General features: G+C 67.6%; 16 protein-coding genes. 11 read left to right on the forward strand and 5 right to left on the reverse strand.

Going from position 1 to position 16,438, the window contains the following annotated elements; translation table 11 throughout:
• Window positions 1–63: 63 nt before the first annotated feature.
• On the forward strand, window positions 64–2,223 hold the full coding sequence (locus AB0M15_RS07240) for an RNA degradosome polyphosphate kinase (RefSeq protein ID WP_363814904.1): 2,160 nt from the start codon (window positions 64–66) through the stop codon (window positions 2,221–2,223).
• A 10-nt stretch (window positions 2,224–2,233) separates the two neighbouring features.
• Window positions 2,234–3,115, forward strand: coding sequence for an NUDIX domain-containing protein (locus tag AB0M15_RS07245; protein ID WP_363814906.1), 882 nt, complete (start codon window positions 2,234–2,236; stop codon window positions 3,113–3,115).
• Here the strand turns inward: AB0M15_RS07245 and AB0M15_RS07250 are convergent.
• The 3 genes from AB0M15_RS07250 to AB0M15_RS07260 form a co-directional block, all read right to left on the reverse strand.
• Window positions 3,102–4,013, reverse strand: a complete 912-nt coding sequence (locus AB0M15_RS07250) for a hypothetical protein (protein ID WP_363814908.1) — start codon at window positions 4,011–4,013, stop codon at window positions 3,102–3,104. The genes AB0M15_RS07245 and AB0M15_RS07250 overlap by 14 nt on opposite strands.
• A 75-nt stretch (window positions 4,014–4,088) precedes the next feature.
• The gene (locus AB0M15_RS07255) at window positions 4,089–4,496 is read right to left on the reverse strand and encodes a hypothetical protein (RefSeq protein WP_363814910.1); all 408 of its coding nucleotides are present in this window, start codon (window positions 4,494–4,496) and stop codon (window positions 4,089–4,091) included.
• Between the two features lie 23 nt (window positions 4,497–4,519).
• Entirely contained in the window at window positions 4,520–5,317 is a 798-nt protein-coding gene (locus tag AB0M15_RS07260) for a response regulator transcription factor (protein WP_363814912.1), read from the reverse strand.
• Window positions 5,318–5,565: 248 nt separating this feature from the next.
• Here AB0M15_RS07260 and AB0M15_RS07265 point away from each other — a divergent pair, with 248 nt between their 5' ends.
• The 8 genes from AB0M15_RS07265 to pstB all read left to right on the forward strand — a co-directional run bounded on the left by AB0M15_RS07265 (window position 5,566) and on the right by pstB (window position 14,519).
• On the forward strand, window positions 5,566–6,030 hold the full coding sequence (locus AB0M15_RS07265) for a bifunctional nuclease family protein (protein ID WP_203589974.1): 465 nt from the start codon (window positions 5,566–5,568) through the stop codon (window positions 6,028–6,030).
• 123 nt (window positions 6,031–6,153) lie between these two features.
• Entirely contained in the window at window positions 6,154–7,437 is a 1,284-nt protein-coding gene (locus tag AB0M15_RS07270; protein ID WP_363814914.1) for a hypothetical protein, read from the forward strand.
• Between the two features lies 1 nt (window position 7,438).
• Entirely contained in the window at window positions 7,439–8,749 is a 1,311-nt protein-coding gene (locus AB0M15_RS07275; protein WP_363814916.1) for a hypothetical protein, read from the forward strand.
• 18 nt (window positions 8,750–8,767) lie between these two features.
• A complete protein-coding gene (locus tag AB0M15_RS07280) occupies window positions 8,768–10,063 on the forward strand; it encodes a hypothetical protein (RefSeq protein ID WP_363814918.1) in 1,296 nt (431 codons plus the stop codon).
• Window positions 10,064–10,373: 310 nt separating this feature from the next.
• Window positions 10,374–11,507, forward strand: a complete 1,134-nt coding sequence (gene pstS, locus AB0M15_RS07285; protein ID WP_363814919.1) for a phosphate ABC transporter substrate-binding protein PstS — start codon at window positions 10,374–10,376, stop codon at window positions 11,505–11,507.
• 278 nt (window positions 11,508–11,785) lie between these two features.
• Window positions 11,786–12,805, forward strand: coding sequence for a phosphate ABC transporter permease subunit PstC (pstC, locus tag AB0M15_RS07290; RefSeq protein WP_363816569.1), 1,020 nt, complete (start codon window positions 11,786–11,788; stop codon window positions 12,803–12,805).
• Entirely contained in the window at window positions 12,802–13,722 is a 921-nt protein-coding gene (gene pstA / locus AB0M15_RS07295; protein ID WP_363814921.1) for a phosphate ABC transporter permease PstA, read from the forward strand. Before pstC ends, pstA begins: the two co-directional genes overlap by 4 nt.
• 20 nt (window positions 13,723–13,742) lie before the next feature.
• Entirely contained in the window at window positions 13,743–14,519 is a 777-nt protein-coding gene (gene pstB, locus AB0M15_RS07300) for a phosphate ABC transporter ATP-binding protein PstB (RefSeq protein WP_363814923.1), read from the forward strand.
• Between the two features lie 68 nt (window positions 14,520–14,587).
• Here pstB and AB0M15_RS07305 read toward each other — a convergent pair whose 3' ends face one another.
• Window positions 14,588–15,139, reverse strand: coding sequence for a hypothetical protein (locus AB0M15_RS07305; protein WP_363814925.1), 552 nt, complete (start codon window positions 15,137–15,139; stop codon window positions 14,588–14,590).
• A 17-nt stretch (window positions 15,140–15,156) separates the two neighbouring features.
• Window positions 15,157–15,603 (reverse strand): DUF2752 domain-containing protein, encoded by a 447-nt coding sequence (locus AB0M15_RS07310; RefSeq protein WP_363814927.1) that lies wholly within the window; start codon window positions 15,601–15,603, stop codon window positions 15,157–15,159.
• A 102-nt stretch (window positions 15,604–15,705) separates the two neighbouring features.
• On the opposite strand from AB0M15_RS07310, the gene AB0M15_RS07315 reads away from it, so the two are divergent.
• Window positions 15,706–16,431 (forward strand): RDD family protein, encoded by a 726-nt coding sequence (locus tag AB0M15_RS07315; protein ID WP_363814929.1) that lies wholly within the window; start codon window positions 15,706–15,708, stop codon window positions 16,429–16,431.
• Window positions 16,432–16,438: the final 7 nt, after the last annotated feature.

Here is a 16,438-nt window from a genome sequence, read left to right on the forward strand (position 1 = left end):
TGTGACGCTAGCAACAACGTCCGCCTCGCCGTCGAGGCAACCTGCTGTTCATCCAAGGATGGGATGCTGGTCAACGTGGCTGGAGACTTGTTGGCGTCGCACAACCGGGAGTACGACGTCGAACCCCCGTACGACATCACGGAGGCCGGCGATCTCCCGCAGGACCGGTTCTCGGACCGCGAGCTGAGCTGGCTGGCGTTCAACCAGCGGGTGCTCGAGCTGGCCGAGAGTGACCGCGTGCCGCTGCTCGAGCGCGCCAAGTTCCTGGCCATCTTCGCCAGCAACCTGGACGAGTTCTACATGGTCCGGATCGCCGGGCTGAAGCGCCGGATCGCCGCAGGCGTCGCCGTACGGGCCGCCAGCGGGCTGCTGCCGCGAGAGGTCCTCGACCGGAGCCTGAGCCGGAGCCGCGAGCTCATGGACCGGCAGGCCGAGACCTGGCGCAAGGTGGTGCTCCCCGCGCTGGTCGAGGAGGGCATCGACATCCTCCGCTGGGACGAGCTGAGCTCGGACGAGCGCGAGACGATGACCCGGTTCTTCCGGGACCGCGTCTTCCCGGTACTGACCCCGCTCGCCGTCGACCCGTCCCACCCGTTCCCCTACATCTCCGGCCTGTCGCTCAACCTGGCCGTCGTGGTCCGCAACCCCGACACCGGTGGTGAGCACTTCGCCAGGGTGAAGGTGCCGCCGCTGCTGCAGCGCTTCGTCACGGTCGCCGACGGCAAGTTCGTCCCGCTCGAGGACGTCATCGCCGCGCACCTGAGCCAGCTCTTCCCCGGCATGGAGGTGACCCAGCACCACACCTTCCGGGTCACCCGCAACGAGGACCTCGAGGTCGAGGAGGACGACGCGGAGAACCTGCTCGCCGCGCTCGAGAAGGAGCTGCTGCGGCGCAAGTTCGGCCCGCCAGTCCGGCTCGAGGTGGAGGAGTCGATCGACCCGAAGGTGCTCGCCCTGCTCATCAACGAGCTGGGGGTCACCGAGGCGGAGGTGTTCGAGCTGCCCGGCCCGCTGGACCTGCGCGGCCTGTTCACGATCGCCGCGCTGGACCGGGCCGAGCTCAAGTACCCGGCGTTCGTACCGTCGACGCACCCGCACCTGGCCGAGGTGGAGACCTCCAACCCGGCCGACATGTTCCACGCGCTCAAGCAGCGCGACGTACTGGTCCACCACCCGTACGACTCGTTCTCGACCAGCGTGCAGCGCTTCATCGAGCAGGCGGCGGCCGATCCGCACGTACTGGCGATCAAGCAGACCCTGTACCGCACCAGTGGCGACTCACCGATCGTGGACGCCCTGATCGACGCCGCCGAGTCGGGCAAGCAGGTGCTGGTCCTGGTGGAGATCCAGGCGCGCTTCGACGAGCAGGCCAACATCAAGTGGGCCCGTCAGCTGGAGCATGCGGGCTGTCACGTCGTGTACGGCGTGATCGGGCTCAAGACGCACTGCAAGCTGTCCATGGTGGTCCGCGAGGAGCCCGACGGGCTGCGCAGGTACGCCCACATCGGCACCGGCAACTACCACCCCAAGACCGCCCGGCTGTACGAGGATCTCGGCCTGCTCACCAGCGACAAGGTGGTCACCGAGGACATCGCGCATCTGTTCAACCACCTGTCCGGGTTCGCCCGCTCCAGCGGCTACCGGCGACTACTGGTCGCCCCACAGTCGGTGCGCCGGGGCCTGCTCGACCGCATCGAGCGGGAGGTGCAGCACCACCTCGCCGGTCGCCCTGCTCGGGTGCGGATCAAGGTGAACAGCCTGGTCGACGAGGCCCTCTCGGATGCGCTGTACCGCGCGTCACAGGCCGGCGTACCGGTCGAGCTGTGGATCCGGGGCATCTGCACGATCCGGCCGGGCGTGCCCGGGCTGTCGGAGAACATCCGGGTCCGCAGCACTCTGGGCCGGTTCCTGGAGCACAGCCGGGTGTTCTGCTTCGAGAACGGCGGCGAGCCCGAGGTGTGGATCGGGTCGGCCGACCTGATGCACCGCAACCTGGATCGCCGGGTCGAGGTATTGGTGCAACTGAAGGAGCAGGACCACATCACCGAGCTCACCGACCTGTTCGACCTCGGTTTCGACGAGCGGACCGGGTCCTGGTGGCTGCAGCCCGACGACACCTGGCAGGCCCGGCTGACCGACGCGGACGGCGAACCGCTCCGTGATCTGCAAGAACGCCTGATCTCGACGCGTGGCCGCCGCCGGCAAACGGACCCGATTACCTAAGGTTGAAATCGTGAGTAGCCCGGCGACGGTGATCGCCGCGGGTGGTGTCGTATGGCGGGACGGCCTTGACGGCCGGGAGATCCTGTTGGTGCACCGTCCGCGGTACGACGACTGGTCCCTCCCCAAAGGCAAGCTGACTCCGCACGAGCACGTGCTGATCGCGGCCCGCCGGGAGATCGAGGAGGAGACCGGCCAGCAGGTGCTGATCGGTCCGCCGCTCGGCATCCAGCGGTACGACGTCCGCAAGAACGGCGGCACGGTGCCCAAGATGGTGCACTACTGGTCGGCGGAACTGGTCGGGCCCGAGCGCGAGTTCGTACCGAACGACGAGGTCGACAAGCTGGAGTGGCTGCCGATCGAGGGCGCGCGACGCAAGCTCAGCTATCCACGCGACGTCGAGATCCTCGACGCGCTGGCCACTGTCACGCCGGTCGTCTCGACGCTGGTGCTGGTCCGGCACGCCGAGGCGGTCAAGCGCAAGGACTGGGACGGCAAGGACACCAACCGCCCGCTGACCGAGATCGGCCACGCCACTGCCGAGCGCCTGGTGGACGTACTGGCCGCTGTCGGCGTCAACCGGATCCGCAGCAGCGACGCCGAGCGCTGCATCTCCACGATCACCCCGTACGCCGCGGAGATCGGTCGCCAGATCCATTTGCACCCGGAGATCTCCGAGCGCGGGTACGACTCCGATCCGTCCGCACTCGAAGGGATGGCCGAGCATTCCTGGAAGCCCGGCAAGATCACCGTGGTCTGCTCACATCGTCCGGTCCTGCCCGCGTTGCAGAAGGCACTCGGGTTGAAGGTCGGCAAGTTCTCCCCCGGCGCCTTCCTGATCGCCCATCAACTCGAGGGCGGCCGGCTCGTCTACGAGCGCTTCAGGGCCCCCTGAGCACATCGGCAGCCTTCGCGGCCAGCGCCTCGATCTTCGGGTTCAGCCCACTGAACTCCGACACGTGCCGCTCGACGATCTCCTGCTGCATCGGAATCTCCGCTTGATCGATCGCGGTGAACAACCCGCTCGACTTCCCACAGCGGACAAAAGCAAGCGCGAACGCCACCTCGGCCTGGCTCGGCTTGTACTCCCGAGCCGGTACCGCCGCCTGCACCTGAGCGTCGGCGGGCAACCCGGCAGGCCGTGGCGTCCGAACCGGTACTACGGCCGCATGCGCGCCAGGCTTGATCCCGTACTGCGCCAGATCGCCTCGCGGGTTGAACCTGTCGCCCACCTTCAGCCGATACCCGAGCCCGGCCAGGCAGCTGGTCAACCCCTTGCTATGGGCAACGATTGTCTGCTGGATCCGCTTGGCCCGGGTCTGCACCATCGAGTTGCCGAGTTCGGCGTACAGCCTGCGCAGGGAGCCGATCTCGTGCGAGTCGCCGAGCGCAGCCCGCGAAGAGGTCTCGCATTTGGCGGAGGCCTCGTGGAAGGCCGGCTGCGTGCGGGTGATCATCGCCGGCTGGGCCGGTTCCGGCGTACCGAAGCCGTGTCTGCGCGCCTCCGCCTCGGTCCGTGGACTGATCGCCGGACGCAACAGAGCGGCCGCCGCCACGCCAGGCCCCGAGCTGAGCTCGCGCTCCTGCGGGTAGCCCTTGTCGGCGAGACAGTCGAGGAACAGCTTGAGGTCAGCCTTCTCGATCACCGTCACGTCCGCCTGCCGGTACAGGTCGAACGGCTTCGCCCCCGCGGGCAGCGAGGGCAGTTCGGCCACTCGCGGCGCCGGATCCGAGCCACAACCGACGGCCATCACCAGTACCGCCGCACCCACCACCGCAGCTACTGCACGCATCGTTTCCCCTTCGAGGCTTGTTGGCTCAACGCACAGCGGGGACGGAGGGCGGTCCGTCCCCGCAGCGGACGATCGTCAGCAGTTGCGGCGTTCGTGCTTGTTGTTCTCGTCGTTCAGGTCGTTGGCGAAGTTCGACCACGAACCCGACCGGGCCGGGAACTGCCAGCTGTCGTTGATCCAGTCGCCGGACTCGGTCACGCACACGTTGCTGACCGTGTCGCGGTTCCAGATCGCGCTGGCGTTGTGCCAGAACGGCAGCGTCCGCCCACCGGAGAAGTTGCCCTCGTTCGCGTGCGCCAGCGAGCCGTAGTAGAAATGCCGCTGGCCGCCACCGCCGCCGGCGTCCTCGCTGAAGCAGATCTCACCGGAGTTGCAGGCGAACTGTCCGTCGCCCCGGTCGACGGCGCCGGCCATCGTCGCACCCGTGACGCCCACGGCCGCCGTCGCGAGCAGCCCCCCGGCGATCCTCGTGATTACGCGCATGTTCCCACTCCCTGGTTTCGGATTCACTGGCCGCCACCGACGGCCTCCTCAGTAGTCAATCCGCTTCCCCGCCGCCCGGCCCGTGTCGTTCGGACACCCATCACCTGCCCGCACGGACAGGCGGCCGGCAGCAGCCCTGTCCGAAGGGCCAGCTTGACGACGTGAGCGCGGTTGCGGGCCTGCAGCTTGGCCAGCAGGTTGGAGACGTGGAACTTCACCACTCGTTCGCTGCGGTGCAACCGGGTGGCGATCTCGCGATCGGTGTGGCCGTCGGCGACCAGACGCAGCACTTCGTGCTCGCTCGGCGTGACGAGTTCGTGGGCTGCTCGTAGTACCGGCGGTTCCTCGATCAGGGCGGGTGGCTCGTAGCGGAGGATCTCGGCGCCGAGCGTCGGGCTGATCCAGCCGCCGGGCGCCTGGCCGGTCCGGATCGCCGGCAGGATCGCGGCGATGTCCTCGGCCGTCGAGACGATCCCGTCCACCCCGGCCGCGACGTACTCGCGCAGCTCGGCGACCGTCGGCACGTCGCCGGTGACCAGGACGACCACGCTGACCGACCGGCTGCCGGTCGAGTCGCGGACGCGGACCAGGTCCTCGATTCCGCGGCCGAGGCCGGTGTCGACCAGCAGTACTTCGATCCCGCCTCGCCGGATCGCCGCGGCGGCCTCGGCGTACCCGGCCACCGCGCCGGCGATCTCGATCTGCAACTGGTCGTCGACCAGTGTGCGGACGCCGGCCCGGACCAGCTGGTTCGGCGCCACGATCAGCACCGAAACCCGTCTGGTCCCTGCCTGTTCCGCGAACATCCGACTTGTCGGCATGCAGCCCCCAGCCTGTCGCCGTCGGTCCCGCGACAGGAGCGTGCCGCAGGTTACTTTCCTTCTAGCAGGCAATCACCGTTCGTCATTGCCCTACAGCAGGCTGCGACAGCTACCGTCCGTGCACAATCTGTTCGATCTCGACGCAACAGCGGGTGGGCGCTGCCGGATGAGGTCGGCCAGGGCGGGTATGTTCCTACCGAGGCGTCCCACCGGGCGCCGGCTCACGGAGAGGTCGGGGCGCCATGACGATGCGGGAGCTCACTCTGATCGGGATCCGGATGGAGTCGCCCAACCGGGCGCCCGTGATGATGCTGCGCGAGACCGAGGGCTATCGCTACCTTCCGATCTCGATCGGCTCGGTCGAGGCGACCGCGATCGCCTACGAGGAACAGGGCCTGCGCCCGTCCCGGCCGCTCACCCACGACCTGATGCGCGACGTGATCGAGGCGTTCGGCGTCACCATCGAGGCGGTCGAGATCGTCGAGTTGCGCGACGCCGTCTTCTACGCCGAACTCGTGCTCGGCAACGGCGCCCGCGTCTCCGCCCGCCCGAGCGATTCGGTCGCCCTGGCGGTCCGCCTCGGTACGCCGATCCGCTGCACCGAGCAGGTCCTCCAGGAGGCCGGCGTGGCCACCCCGGAGGAGGAGCAGGCCGAGCTCGAACGCTTCCGCCAGTTCCTCGACGGCGTACACCCCGAGGACTTCTCCAGCTGACCTGATTGCAACAAGCTGCAATCTCACTTCTACTCGCTGTACTCCGTGCGTTAGGTTGCACCCCGACGTACTGGCGGCCGGGGGGCCACTCGCCAGGCACCTTCTCACGGGGGAATCCGCTCCATGCACAAACCGCTAGCGGCGGTCACCGCTGCCCTGATCCTCCTCACCGGCACCCAACTCCCCGCCTGGGCAGCCGGCCCGGACGCACCGACGAGTGTGCAGGTCAGCTGGGCTGAAGGCGCTGCCGCCAGGTTCAAGATGGCCTGGAGCGACGGCGGCGAACCGAACCGGGTGCGAGTCGAGTACGAAGACAGCGACCCGTGGGTCTACCTGGCCGAGACGAAGTCGGCAGCGCCGAACGAGATCATCCTCGGAGTCGACAGCCTCCGGAAGGACAAGGTCGCCCGGATCTTCGTCGTCACCGTCGATGAGGCCGGCGCTGAGAGCACGGCGGCCTACTCACCCTGGTTCGATACCAACCTGCCGGCTACAGCGAAGTTCTCGGCCGCGGCGGCACTCCCGGATGGTTCTGTGCGGCTGAACTGGTACCGCGATCAGGAGCCTCCCCAGGACACCACGCCCAACGACTCACTCGACCGTCCGTCGACGAGCGAGACAGTGGTTCCGGTACTCGAAGCCCCGAGTGGCGACTCGGAGGCGTTCCCGGTGCCGATGACTGCCAGGACGACGACGATTCCGCCGCGTCCCCGCCCGTATCGCTTGTGGCTCCGTACGCACAACGAGTGGGGCACCAAGTCCAACTCCGACGGAGCGACCGTCAAAGTGACCTCGCGAGCCGCCGCGCTGGACATCGCAGCCGTCGGGCAGTACTCGAGCACCGTACGATTCACTGCCACCGCTGGATTCCCGGACTGTGCCCCGGCTGCGTGCGGAAACGGCATGGTCTACCTGCAAGCCCGCGCGAACGCGACCAAGCCTTGGGCCACCGTTGGCAGCTACGACGGCCAGCCGCTGAGGTTCTCAGCCGCAACCGGTGTGCCCGGCGGCAGGCAATACCGGCTGTACGTCCCCGCCTACAGCTGGCTTGGCGGCGACTTCGAGGTCGCTCCGGCCATCGCCACCACTCCCCGGTACTCCGCTGCGCAGGCCAAGTACTCCGTCGTCGGGTTCAACACGACCAGCGCCAAGGTCGGTCAGTTGGTCAAGGCAACGGTCAACGTGCTGCCGGCCGGGACGGTGAAGGCCAACCTGCAGTGGTTCGACGGCAAGGTCTGGCGGCACGCGGCGTACATCCCGTTGACCAAGGGCAAAGGCACGTTGAGTTTCAAGGCGTCGGGCCGTGGCACGACGCGGTCCTGGCGAGTGACCGTTCCGGCGATGTCGATGAACGGCCTTCCGATCCTCGCGACCACGAGTCGCACGTTCAAGCTGGCGGTGCGTTGAGATGCGTAGATCTATTGCTGTCGTGGCGGTCGCAGGAGTTGCCTGCGTCGGCGTTCAGGTGCCGGCTTGGGCAGCTGCGCCGGTGGCGCCTACCGACGTACAGGTCAGTTGGAGTGAGGCGGCCGCGGGGTTGGTGCGGACCAGCTGGACCGACACCGGCGAGGCGAACAAGCTGCGGATCGAGTACAAGGACGGCACGCCCACCGCTGATTGGGCCACCCGTAAGGCGAGCCTGCCGAACGAGGTGATCGGTGGGCAGCCTCTGTTCAACAAGGTCGCCAGGATCAGAGTTGTTTCGGTGGATACCGCCGGCACGGAGAGCACTGCGGCAGTGTCGCCTTGGTTCGACACGAACCTGCTGGGGCAGCCGACCATCACCGCGGCCACTTCGCTGCCGGGCGGTTCGTTGCGGCTGAGCTGGAAGCGCACGGCGGTCACCGACTCGACGCCGAACGACCCGCTCGACCTTGCTCCCGGTCCGGAGACGGTCTACCTGAAGGTCGGGATGCCGCACTACGACATGCCCGAGGCGGTCTTCCCGCAGCCGGCCGGTGCGAGCACAGGGGTCGTTCCGGCTCGGGCGCTTCCGTATCCCGCGTTCGTCCAGCTGCGGAACGAGTGGGGCACGGTCTGGTCGAAGTACGTCATGGCCTCCGACATGAAGGTGCTCCTCCGCAAGGTCCCCGCCTACGGGCAGTACGGCCGGCCACTGGTGATCGAGGGCCAGGCCGGGCAGGACAGCTGCCTCTCACGGGACTTCTGCACCCTGTGGCAGGGCTCCGGGGTGCCCGTGACGATGCAGGCCCGGCCCAGCACGACCAAGCCCTGGCAGTACGCCGGCCACTACACGGCGTACGCCGACACCACCAACTACAACGTCGGGTTCGAGACCGCCGGCCTCGCGCTCGGCGGCCGGGAGTACCGCTTCTACTTCCCTGCCTGGACGTACCGCTACAAGGACGAGTGGGACGTCAGCGCGGCCGTGACGACGAGTGCGCGGTACATCCCCACCCGGTCGTACTTCCGGGTCGTCGGCTTCAACACCTTCACCGCCACGGTCGGCCAAGCGGTCAAGGCCACGGTGGACGTAGAGCCCGCCGGCACGGTGAAGGCCGATCTTCAGTGGTCGGACGGGAAGGCCTGGCACCACTCGGCGTACATCCCGCTCACCAAGGGCAAAGGCACCCTCACCCTCAAAGCCTCCGGCCGCGGCACCACCCGCTCCTGGCGGGTGGTCGTCCCCAAGATGACCATGAACGGCCTCCCGATCGTGGCGACCGCCAGCCGCACCTTCAAACTCACAGTTCGCTGACCCGAGGACCTCACCACCATGCGCAAAACACTCATCGCCGCGACTTCGCTGGCTCTGCTCGGTGTCTACCAAGTGCCTGCTCAGGCCGCGGCGCCGGATGCCCCGACCGACGTACAGCTCAGCTGGGTGGACGTCGCCAAGAAGACGGTCAAGCTCACCTGGAAGGACAACGGCGAGAAGAACTACTTCGGCCTCCAGATCGGCACGGCGGAGCCGGTGACCCTGCCTTGGCCCGAAGGCGCCGGCGGCGACAACGCCACGATCCTGACGATGGGCTCGGGTCTGGTCGGCAAGGAGAAGGTGCGCTACCTCGTCTGGACCGAGGACGCGGACGGAGCCGTCAGCACCAAGACCGCGTCGGCGTGGTTCGACACGAAGCTTTCCGGCGTGCCGTGGCTGACGAATGCCGAGGTCCTGGCCGACTCGTCCCTCCGGCTCACTCACCGGATGCCGGCCGCCGACACCACACCTGGTGATCCACTGGACCTTCCGTCGAGCACGACCTTCACCGTCGGACGCTGGGCATCCAACACGGCGCAACCGACCGAGACGTTCCCGGTGCCGGCCGGTAGTACGACGATCACGATCCCGCCGCGGCCACGCGCGTACAAGGTCGACTACCAGTCGCACAACGAGTGGGGAAACAACAGCCTCGAACTGCCGTTCACCTTCGCTCCGATGGGCGCCGACCTGAAGGTCGACGCGGTGACCACGTTCGGGCAGCAGACCGGGTTCCGTATCTACTCGGGTCCGCTGCTGTGCGTACCGTCGCGGCAGTCGTGCCCCTACACCTACACCGAGGAAACGGTCAGCCAGCTGCAGAGTCGCGCGAACGCCAGCCAGCCCTGGAAGACCATCGGCACCTACCGCAAGTTCGGGACCAGCATCGGCAGCGCCGTCCTGGCGACCGGCAGCACGCAGTACCGCCTCTATGTCCCGGCGTGGAAGGCGCTCGACTGGTCCACCACCACGGGCATCTCCGCGGCCACCTCGACGTCCGCGCGGAACGCCGCGACGCAGTCCGCCGTCGATTTCGGACTCACCACGTCGAACGCCAAGGTCGGTCAGGTCGTGAAGGCGGTCGTCTCGGTCAAGCCGGCGGGCGGCGGCAAGGCGAGCCTGCAGTGGCTGGACGGCAAGGTCTGGCGCACCACGGCGTACATCCCGCTGGTCAAGGGCAAGGGCACGCTGAGCTTCAAGGCGTCCGGCCGCGGTACGACGAGGAATTGGCGGGTCGCCATCCCCCAACTGACCTGGTACGGCAAAACGATCATCGCCACCACCAGCTACCCCTTCCCCCTCACCGTCCGCTGATCACCACGGCCCAGCAGTAGCGATTCCAAACCGGCCGGCCTGCGCCTACCATTGGCGCGGGCCGGTTCCGTGTTCGGGCGGGATGCGCTGAGCGTTACCGAAACGTGAGCAAATGACCGTTTCAGGTGACTCAGCGTCACGGGTCTTAACTCAGTTCACCTGCTGGCCGCCTGGCGGCACGCCAAGCGTCGCACACGCTATTGGAACCGTTCACCGCTCGTTCACCGGCGACGGACCGGTCGGTCACTTGCTCTCCCTACCGTCTGTGGAAGTTCAACAAGTCTGAATCCTGCAGAAGGGCAACACTCTCGTGTCCGTCAATCGCCTGCTCCGCGTCGGCACCGTCGCCGTGGCATCCCTCGGCGTCCTCGCCCTGAGCGCCTGTGGCTCCGACCCGGAGCCGTCCGGCTCCTCGAGCCCGGGCAGCACCACTTCCTCCACCGGCGGCGACTGCCCGAAGGGCACCCTGAACGCCGAGGGATCCTCGGCGCAGAAGAACGCCATCGAGGAAGTCATCTCCAAGTACAACGAGAAGTGCGCCGACGTCACGGTGAACTACAACCCGACCGGTTCCGGCGCGGGCATCAAGCAGTTCAACGCGAACCAGGTCGACTTCGCCGGTTCGGACTCCGCCCTCAAGACCGAGGGCAAGGACGGCGCCGAGCCGGAGACGGCTCAGGCCGCCAAGCGCTGCCAGAACAACCCGGCGCTGGACCTGCCGATGGTGATCGGCCCGATCGCGATCGCCTACAACGTCGACGGTCTGCAGAAGCTGGTCCTCGACGGCCCGACCGCCGCGAAGATCTTCCAGGGCACCGTCAAGACCTGGAACGACCCGGCGATCGCCAAGCTGAACGCGGGCGTCACGCTCCCGTCGGCCCCGATCTCGGTCTTCTTCCGCTCGGACGAGTCCGGTACCACCGAGAACTTCACCAAGTACCTGGCCGCCTCCGGCGCGGGTGCCTGGAAGGGTGAGCCGGCCAAGAAGTGGACCGGCACCGGCGCCGGCAAGGACAAGTCCGCGGGTGTCGCCGAGGGCGTCAAGAGCACCAAGAACTCGATCACCTACGTCGAGTGGTCCTACGCGGTCGACAACAAGCTCGGCATCGCGCAGATCGACAACGGTTCGGGCACCCCGGTCGAGCTGACCGCCGAGTCCGCGGGCAAGGCGCTGGCCGCCGCGAAGCCGGCCGGTACCGGTAGCGACCTGGCGCTGAAGCTCGACTACGCGACCAAGGTGGCGGGCGCCTACCCGATCATCCTGGCCACGTACGAGGTCGTCTGCAGCAAGGGCCTGCCGGCCGAGAAGACCGCCATGGTGAAGAGCTTCCTCAGCTACTTCGCCAGCAAGGACGGCCAGGCTGCCCTGACCGACCTGAACTACGCGCCGCTGCCGGAAGAGATCCGGATCAAGGTCGACGCCGCGATCCAGTCGATCAGCTGACGAAACCATTACCACCTGCGAGCCCCGGCCGGTCCGAGTTCATCTCTGGCGGCCGGGGCTTCGCCTCGTGAAGCAGACCTGACCACCCGACCCAGGCGCTTGGAGCACCATCGATGAGTAGTCCAGACGGCACGGAACCGCCAGACCGGCCGGAAGGCACGCAAGAACCCCGAATCGAGGACCTGGTCCACGAGACCTCCGGGCCGGCCCCGCGGTTCGAGGGCCTGGCCGAGGAGCACGCCGAGCACGAGGCCGTCGAGCACCCGGCGGCCACCGCCATGCCGACCGCCGACTCCGGCCGTACCGGCCTGGACCTGGGCCCCGTCGGTCACCTCGGGGACCGGCTGTTCGCCGGAATGGCCCGCGGCTCCGGCGGCCTGGTGGTCGCGATCGTCGCGTTCGTCGGCATCTTCCTGCTGGCGCTGGCGATCCCGGCGCTGGCCGACAACGAGGGCAACTTCCTCTTCTCCCGCACCTGGCTGCCCGGCGGCGACCACCCGAACTTCGGTATCGCCGCGCTCTTCTACACCACCCTGGTCAGCTCGCTGATCGCGATGATCGTGGCGGTCCCGATCGCCATCGGCGTCGCGCTCTACATCACGTACTACGCTCCGCCCCGGCTCGCCCGTCCGGTCGCGTCGGTGGTCGACCTGCTCGCCGCCGTACCGTCGATCATCTACGGCCTGTGGGGCCTGATCTTCTTCGCGCCGGTGGTCCAGCCCGTCTCGCACGCGATCTCCGACGTGCTCGGCTGGATCCCGCTGTTCAAGGAAGCCGCCAACGCCGACCGCGGCACCATCTTCACCGCGGGCCTGGTGCTGGCCATCATGATCCTGCCGGTGATCACCGCGATCAGCCGGGAGATCTTCGCGCAGACCCCGGTCACCCACCGCGAGGGCGCCCTGGCGCTGGGCTCCACCAAGTGGGAGATGATCCGGATGGCCGTGCTGCCGTACGGCCGCTCCGGCGTGACGAGTGCCGCGATGCTCGGTCTGGGCCGCGCGCTCGGCGAGACCGTCGCGATGCTGATCATCCTGTCCCAGCCGAACCCGATAGCGAAGTGGGATCCGTCGATCTTCGCCGGTGGTGAGACCTTCGCCTCGAAGATCGCCTCCAGCGCGGCCGAGCTCGACACCCCGGCCAAGACCGGCGCCTTCATCGCGGCCGGCCTGGTGCTGTTCATCGTCACCTTCATCGTCAACTCGGCGGCCCGGATCATCGTCGCCCGCTCGGGCCCCGGGGCCAAGCGCCGGACGCGCCGGCCGAAGCCCGCCGCCAAAGAAGGAGCAGCCGCGTGAGCACCATCGCCGCGAACCGTCCGCAGTACGACGGCAAGGTTCTCGACCTGACCGGTAAGTCCGGCGCCCGTGCCTTCCGCAACACGCTGGCCACGGTGCTGATCTCGCTCTGCTTCCTGATCGCCCTGATCCCGCTGTGCTGGATCCTCTGGACGGTCGTCTCGAAGGGCTACCACCTGGTGCTGGACGCCAACTGGTGGTCGCAGTCGCAGCGCGGCATCACCTCGCGCCGCGCGGGTGGCGGCGCGTACCACGCACTGGTCGGCAGCCTGATCATGGCGCTGATCTGCGCGGCGATCGCGGTCCCGCTCGGCATCCTCGGCGCGGTCTACCTGATCGAGTACGGCAAGGGCAGCAAGCCGGCCAAGGTGGTCAGCTTCATGGTCGACATCCTCACCGGTGTGCCGTCGATCGTCGCCGCGCTGTTCGTCTACGCGGTCTGGGTGACCATCCTCGGCCAGAACCGGATCGGCTTCGCGGTCTCGCTGTCGCTGGTGCTGCTGATGATGCCGGTCATCCTGCGCTCCACCGAGGAGATGCTCAAGCTGGTGCCGGACGAGCTCCGGGAGGCGTCGTACGCGCTCGGCGTACCGAAGTGGAAGACGATCCTGAACATCGTCGTACCGACCGCCTTCGGTGGCATCATCACCGGCGTCATGCTCGGTCTGGCCCGGGTGATCGGTGAGACCGCTCCGCTGCTGATCCTGGTCGGCTACTCCAAGGTGATCAACTACAACCCGTTCTCGGGCTTCATGGGCGCGCTGCCGACCATGATCAACAACGACCGCGGCGACATGGCCCTGCCGGCCGCCGCGGACCGGGTCTGGGCGGCGGCACTCACGCTGATCCTCCTGGTCCTCGCCCTCAACCTGCTGGCCCGGCTGATCGCCCGGTTCAGCACCATCAAGTCCAAATAGTCGAGAGGTTCTGAGTCGATATGGCTAAGCGCATCGAGGTCAGCGGCCTCAACGTCTACTACGGCGATTTCAAGGCTGTCGAGGACGTGTCGATGACGATCGAGCCCCGCTCGGTCACCGCGTTCATCGGCCCGTCCGGCTGCGGCAAGTCCACCTACCTGCGCACCCTGAACCGGATGCACGAGGTGATCCCCGGCGCCCGGGTCGAGGGCAAGGTGCTGCTGGACCAGCAGGACCTGTACGCGACCGGCGTCGACCCGGTCGCGGTCCGCCGGGTGGTCGGCATGGTGTTCCAGCGGCCGAACCCGTTCCCGACCATGTCGATCTTCGACAACGTCGCGTCCGGCCTGAAGCTGAACGGGGTCAAGGACAAGAAGAAGCTCACCGAGGTGGTCGAGACGTCTTTGAAGGGCGCCAACCTCTGGAACGAGGTCAAGGACCGCCTCGACAAGCCCGGCGCGGGCCTGTCCGGTGGTCAGCAGCAGCGGCTGTGCATCGCCCGGGCGATCGCGGTCGAGCCCGAGGTGATCTTGATGGACGAGCCCTGCTCGGCCCTCGACCCGATCTCGACGCTGGCGATCGAGGACCTGATCGAGAAGCTGAAGGACCGGTTCACCGTCGTGATCGTGACCCACAACATGCAGCAGGCGGCCCGGGTCTCCGACCAGACCGCCTTCTTCAACCTGTCCGCCACCGGCAAGCCCGGCCGGCTGATCGAGATGGGTGCGACCAAGATGATCTTCTCCAACCCGAACGAGAAGGCCACCGAGGACTACATCACCGGCCGCTTCGGCTGAGCCGATCCCCCGGTACTACCTCACGCGCCCGTGCCCGCTGCGCTCTGGATCCCTTGTCCGCAAGGGGTTCAGACGCAGAGGGTACGGGCGTAGTTCACTCTGGCCAGCGTGTCGGCGACCTGGGTCGGGTTGGCCGCGGCCACGTGCGTGTTGTGCGTGCGGGCGCCGTGCTGCACGGTCACCTGAACGAAGCCGGTCGTCTTGCGCTCCTTGATCAGCAGGAACAGCAGGCCGAGCAGGCAGAACAGGAAGAAGATGATCGCCAGCACGATGGCGTAGGCGGGGATCTTCTCCTCGGTCCGGGTCATGTCCATCGCCGACCAGTTCGTCCCCTGGGTGGGCAGCACGCCCGCGGGCGTGACGATCCGGTACTGCTCGACGGAGATGTCCCCGATCGTCACCAGCACCGGCCCGGCGGGCAGCGCCTGGGCCGGCGGCTGCACCGGCTGCCCCTGGACCTGCTGGTACTGCGGGTTCTGCGGAGCCTGGTACTGCGGTGCGCCGTACTGCGGGGCCATCGGCAACTGATCCTGCGGACCCGGCTGCTGCGGCACCGGCGGCTGCTGGCCGAAGGGCTCGAGTTGCTGGCCGTTCTCATCTGGCAAAGGAGGCTGAGTCACTGGAACACCTTAGTGTTTCAGTTCAGATTGCGGGCGATCCCATAGACGACCAATAGAACCGCCAGTGCTCGGAGCAACCATTTCAGCGTCACCGGGCTGATTCGCAGCCGGGGCAGCTTGATCAGCCGCGCGCTCTCCAGACCCCACGTGAGCAGTTGGTAGCCGACGGCAACACCGATCAACGGGCCGAGGACCAGGACGACCGGGTTGAAGTGCCAGGCGGCGTCCAGATCGCCACGCAGCAACGCGGCAGCCATCCTGGTCGCTCCGCAGAACGGGCAGTTCAGCCCGGTAGTGGCGTGCAGCAAGCATGGGATGCCGAGGTGCAGTGAGCCGGACAGCTGATAGACACCTGCCAGAGCGAACCCGCCGACCCCGACACCGGCCACGCCGAGCACCCGGCGGTCGAGCGGCTCGACCGGCCCACGCGGCCGGAGTACAACAGCTTGCTGTGTCAGGGTCACATCCACCAAGGTATCTCCTACCGCAGGCAACTTGATGGGATCCGCCAAGGCAGCTGATCCGTCAGAGCGCTACCACTCCTCATGTCAGTAGAAGGGATCGTCGTGAGCACTCCGACGCCACCGCCGGGTTACGGCCCGCAAGACCCGAACCAACCGGGTCAGTACGGCCAACAGCCGGAGCAGCCCGGCCAGTACGGGCAGCCGCCGCAGGCGCCGCAGTACGGCCAGCCCGGTCAGCAGCCGGAGTACGGGCAGCAGCCCGGCTACGGCCAGCCGCCGCAGGCCCCGCAGTACGGGGAGCAGCCTGGGTATGGGCAGCAGCAGCCGGGGTACGGACAGCCGCCGGCGCAGTACGGGCAACCGCAGTACGGACAGCAGCAGCCGGGCTATCCGCAGCAGCAGTACGGGCAGCAGCCTGGGTATGGCGCTCCTGCGGGTGCGCTGGCCGACTGGCCGCTGCGAGCCGGTGGCGCGATCATCGACTCCCTGCTGGTCGCAGTGCCGTACCTCATCGGTCTGGCGCTCGGTCGATCGGTCAGCAGCATCTTCCTGCTGCTGTTCAGCCTGGTCGCCATCGGCGTCGGGATCTGGAACGTCGTCATCAAGCAGGGCAACGAGGGCCAGACCGTCGGCAAGTCGGTGGTCAAGATCAAGCTGATCGACGCTGCCACCGGACAGCCGGTCGGTCCGGCCAAGGCGTTCGTCCGCCAGCTGACCCACTTCCTCGACGGCGTGGTCTGCTACGTCGGCTACCTGTGGCCGCTGTGGGACGAGAAGAAGCAGACCTTCGCGGACAAGATCAACAACACGCTGGTCGTCAAGCTCTGAACCGCTA

This window comes from Kribbella sp. NPDC051718, from assembly GCF_040681515.1.
Classification (GTDB): domain Bacteria; phylum Actinomycetota; class Actinomycetes; order Propionibacteriales; family Kribbellaceae; genus Kribbella.

Coding starts and splice junctions, on each gene's coding strand:
- AB0M15_RS07240 (WP_363814904.1), top strand. CDS start 64: ATGCTGGTCAACGTGGCTGGAGACTTGTTGGCGTCGCACAACCGGGAG.
- AB0M15_RS07250 (WP_363814908.1), bottom strand. CDS start 4,013: ATGCGTGCAGTAGCTGCGGTGGTGGGTGCGGCGGTACTGGTGATGGCC.
- AB0M15_RS07255 (WP_363814910.1), bottom strand. CDS start 4,496: ATGCGCGTAATCACGAGGATCGCCGGGGGGCTGCTCGCGACGGCGGCC.
- AB0M15_RS07260 (WP_363814912.1), bottom strand. CDS start 5,317: ATGCCGACAAGTCGGATGTTCGCGGAACAGGCAGGGACCAGACGGGTT.
- AB0M15_RS07265 (WP_203589974.1), top strand. CDS start 5,566: ATGCGGGAGCTCACTCTGATCGGGATCCGGATGGAGTCGCCCAACCGG.
- AB0M15_RS07270 (WP_363814914.1), top strand. CDS start 6,154: ATGCACAAACCGCTAGCGGCGGTCACCGCTGCCCTGATCCTCCTCACC.
- AB0M15_RS07275 (WP_363814916.1), top strand. CDS start 7,439: ATGCGTAGATCTATTGCTGTCGTGGCGGTCGCAGGAGTTGCCTGCGTC.
- AB0M15_RS07280 (WP_363814918.1), top strand. CDS start 8,768: ATGCGCAAAACACTCATCGCCGCGACTTCGCTGGCTCTGCTCGGTGTC.
- pstC (WP_363816569.1), top strand. CDS start 11,786: ATGCCGACCGCCGACTCCGGCCGTACCGGCCTGGACCTGGGCCCCGTC.
- pstB (WP_363814923.1), top strand. CDS start 13,743: ATGGCTAAGCGCATCGAGGTCAGCGGCCTCAACGTCTACTACGGCGAT.